Origin of the sequence: Lysobacter brunescens, assembly GCF_042677005.1 — a bacterium.
Lineage (GTDB): Bacteria > Pseudomonadota > Gammaproteobacteria > Xanthomonadales > Xanthomonadaceae > Lysobacter_I > Lysobacter_I brunescens.
Genome location: NZ_JBHTIF010000010.1, coordinates 1 through 4,473, shown reverse-complemented (window position 1 = coordinate 4,473; position 4,473 = coordinate 1). Strand labels below are relative to the sequence as shown.

At 66.9% G+C, this 4,473-nt stretch carries 1 protein-coding gene; it reads right to left on the bottom strand.

The annotated features are described in order from the left end of the window. A partial coding sequence (locus ACFQ0E_RS19090; protein ID WP_386826605.1) for an amino acid adenylation domain-containing protein occupies window positions 1–4,450 on the bottom strand: 4,450 nt, incomplete at its 3' end. Window positions 4,451–4,473 lie beyond the last annotated feature (23 nt).

Below are 4,473 nucleotides of genomic sequence, written 5' to 3'. Positions count from 1 at the left end.
CCGGATTGATCGCTTCCACCAGCAGCTCGAACGGCATGTGCTGGTGCGCGAAGTCCGCCAGCAGGTCGCGACGCGACGCCTCCAGCAGCTCGGCGAAGCTCCACTCCGGCGACCACTGCGTCCTCAGCACCAGCGTGTTGGCGAACAGGCCGATCAGCTCCGCCACCTCCGGCTGCTCGCGGTTGGCGATCGCCGTTCCCATCACGATGTCGCGCTCGCCGCTGAAACGCCCCAGCAGCAGCGCGAACGCCGCCTGCACGGTCATGAACAGCGTCGTCTGGCTCCGCTGCGACAACGCCTCGAGCGACTGCCTGAGCGATGCCGGCAACTGCTGGCGGTACATCGCACCGCGATAGCTCGGCTGCGCGGGACGCGGCCTGTCCAGCGGCAGCTGGTGCACCTGCGGCATGCCGTCCAGGCGCGACAGCCAGTAGCCGCGTGCCGCTTCGAGCACCTCGCCCTGCAGCCACTGACGCTGCCAGTGCGCATAGTCGCGATACTGCACCGGCAAGGCCGGCCGGCTGTCCGCAGCGCCGACCGCGCAGGCGCGGTACAGGGCGTTGAGTTCGCGGGTGAGCACGGCCATCGACCAGCCATCGCAGGCGATGTGGTGCAGGGTCAGCACCAGCACGTGCGCGCGTTCGGCGCGACGGACCAGGCAGGCACGCAGCATCAGATCGCGGCCCAGGTCGAACGGCCGGGCCGCGCTGTCGCGGGCCAACGCAGCGATGGCCTCGTCCTGGGCCTCCGGCGCCAGCGCGGCGACATCGTTGAAGTCCAGCGCGAACACCGGCTCGGGCAGGACCTCCTGCATCGGCTCGCCGTCGTGCATCCGCACCACCGTGCGCAGCACCGCATGGCGATCGATCAGGCCCGACAGCGCACGCTCCAGCGCACGCACGTCCAGTTCCCCATCGATGGTCAGGCTCCAGCTGGCGTTGTACGCAGCCTTGTTGCCATCCACTTCCGACAGGAACCAGATGCGCTGCTGCTCGTACGACAGCGGGCCGTGCAACACCGCAGCCTCGATCGGCCGGATGGGCGGACGCTTCGTGAATGCCTCGGAGTGGCGCATCCTGTCGATCTGCTGCGACAGGGCGCGCACGTCTTCGGCGTCGAACAGGGCCGACAGCGGCAGGGACACGCCGAATGCGGCATTCAGCCTGACATTGAGCTTCATCGCCAGGATCGAATTCCCGCCGAGCAGGAAGAAATTGTCGGAAAGACCGACGTCTTCGCAGCCGATTACCTCCGACAGCAGCGCGCAAAGCGCGACTTCGGTGTCGGTCACCGGCTTGTCGGCAGCGCCGCGCGTGCTGGCCGCGCTCATCACCGGCCTGGGCAGCGCCCCGCGATCGACCTTGCCGTTCGCGAGCGTCGGCAGCGCGGGCAGCTGCAGGTAATCCGCAGGCAGCATGTACGCGGGCAGGTCGCGGGTGAGCTGCTGCCTGATCGTGGCGACGACATCGCCCCAACGCTCCTCGGCGACCGGCGATTGCGCGACGATGTAGGCCACGAGCACCTTTTCGCCGGACGCAAGCGGCTGCGCATGCACCACTGCGGTCTGAACGCCCGGCACCCTGCAGATCGCGGTCGCGACTTCTTCGGTCTCGATGCGATAGCCGCGGATCTTCACCTGGTTGTCGACGCGTCCGAGGAATTCGATCCGACCGTCGGCCAGGCGACGAACGAGGTCACCCGTGCGATAGAGCCGCATCGCGATCCCGTTCTCGAACCGATGTTCGATGAAGCGCGATGCCTCGAGTCCAGCCTGCCCCAGGTAGCCGCGGGCCAGCCCGACGCCAGCGAGGTAGAGTTCGCCCGGGACCTGGCGCGGAACCAGCATGCGGTGCGCATCGAGGATATACGCCTTCATGTTGTCGATCGGATGCCCGATGGCGACGCCCTTGCCTGCGTACTCTTCCGAAAGCGCACAGATCGTCGCCTCCGACGGGCCGTAGGCATTGAAGACCCGGTGACGCGCGGACCAGAAGTCGGCCTGCTCGGTGGAGATGGTTTCGCCGCCGACGATGATCGATTCGACGCTGGCCATCCGCTCCGGCGCCAGCAGCGCAAGCACCGAGGGAATCAGCATCATGTGGGTCAGGCGCTCCCGTTCGATCAGGCGCGACAGCGCCTCGGGCTGCTTCTTCATCGCGTCATCGATGACGTGAAGCTGCGCACCGTTGCACAGCGCGACGAAGATCTCGCATGTGGCCACGTCGAAACTGAGCGCTGCGTACTGCATCATCCGGCTGACCGGCGTCACGCCGAACAACCGGCCCTGCGAGAGGACATGGTTGACGAGGCCGCGATGGTGCAGTGCGACGCCCTTCGGCAGGCCGGTGGAGCCCGAGGTGTAGATCGCGTAGGCCAGTCCATCCTGCATCGCGCCGTTGCGCGAACGCGGGATATCGGAAAGCGACAGGTCCGGCGAGAGGCCGGCCTCGACCTGCAGCACCGAGACATCCGCACCCGCGACCAGGGCTTCTGCCAGGACTGCGGTGCTGTCCTGGACGAGGACGAGCGTCGTGCCTGCATCCTCCAGCATGTGCCGGATACGTGCTTCGGGATAGGACGGATCCAGCGGCAGGTAAGCGGCTCCAGCCTTCAACGCGGCCAGCAGTGCGACCACCATCTCGATCGATGGCCCCATGAATACGCCGACCAGCGCCTGGGCACCGACACCCGCATCGAGCAGCCTGGCGGCGAGCGCATTGGCATGGGCATTGAGCTCACGATAGGTAAGACGCTGCGAGCCGTACACGACCGCGATGCCATCCGGCGTGCGTGCTGCCCAGCGTTCGATCAGTTCGTGAACGAGTGCGTCGGCCTCGGCGAAAGTGCAGTCGGTGTCGTTGAAGGCTTCGAACCCGCGCACGATCTCGGCGTCGTCGAGGATCGGCAATGCGTGCACGTTGGACCGGGGCGCATCGACCGCAGCTTCGACCAGACGGACGAAGGAAGAGGCCATCCCTGCGATCGTGCCTTCATCGAACAGATCGGTCGCATAGCGCCAGGCGAAGACGAGCGCATCGTCCTCCTCGCGCACCGCGAGCGTGATGTCGAACTGGCTGTTGCCGCGCTCCTGGTCCTGCGGCTCGAAGACGCTGGCGACCTCGCCCTCCCCGGCAGTCGCATCCACGTTCTGCAGGACGAACATGATCTGGAACAGCGGATTCATCGCCGCGTGCCGCTCGGGCCTGATGGCGTCGACCAGCATCTCGAACGGCAGGTGCTGGTGCGCATGGTCCGAGAGGAAGGCGTCGCGGGCATCGTCCACGAGTTCGTGCAGGCTCTGGCGCTCGGACATGGTCTGACGCAGGGCCACCGTGTTCGCGAAGTAGCCGAACACGCCTTCCAGCGCCTTGTGCTGGCGGTTGGCGACGGCCGTGCCGATGACGATGTCCTGTTCGCCGCTGTACCGGCCCAGCAGGGCGCAGAACAGCGCCTTCAGACCGACGAACAGCGAGGCGTTCCTGCCGGCGAGCAGGGATTTCAGGCGGGCGGTAGCCTGCGCATCGAGACGTTCGCGATGGATCCCGCCACGGAAGCTCGGCCGCGATGGGCGCGGACGGTCCAGCGGAACGCCGTGCTCGGCCGGCGCATCGCGCAGGCGCTCTGTCCAGTAGCCGAGCAGCGCATCGAGTTCGGCCCCTTGCAGCCACTCGCGCTGCCAGCGGCTGTAATCCTGGTAAGTGGCCTGGAGCGCGGGAAGCTCGATGCGCGTCCGCGCCTTGTGGGCGGCATACAGTTGCTCGAGTTCGCCGAGGAAGACATCGACCGACCAACCGTCGCAGACGATGTGGTGGAAGGTCAGGAACACGTAATGGCACTGCGGCGTGGTGCGGATGACCCGGACGTTGAAGGGATTGTCCCAGCCCAGGTCGATCTGGCCGTACTTCTGTTCGTCGCACAGCGACGCCAGCTCCGCGCCTGCCTCGGCTGCAGGCAGCCTGGCCAGGTCGAAGAACGGGATGTCCAGCACGCAGTGCGGCCGCACCACCTGGTACAGCTCGTCGTTCTCGAATTCGAAACGGGTACGCAGGGCCGGGTGTCGGGCGACGAGCCGGGACATCGCTTCGTTGAAGCCCTGGCGATCGAACGCCGACTCGACCTTGAGCAGGCAATTGATGTGATAGGCGCCAGGCGTCGGATTGAGCTGCTCCAGGAACCAGAGCCGCGCCTGCGCGTGCGAAGCCAGCGAACGCAGGTCCGTGTCGCCTGCCGACGCCGTGGTTCCGCCGATCAGCGGCGGAGGCGTCGCGACATCCGTCTGTGCGGCAAGCGCCTTGCCCAGTGCGCGGATGGTCGGGTGCAGGAAGATCTGCCTGAGCGCAAGGCGCAGCCCCTGTTCGGCCAGGCGATTGATCATGCGCGTCGCCAGGAGTGAGTGCCCGCCGAGCTGGAAGAAGTTCGCGGTCGCGCCGACCGAAGGCAGACCCAGCAATTCGCACCAGATCCGCGCCAGCG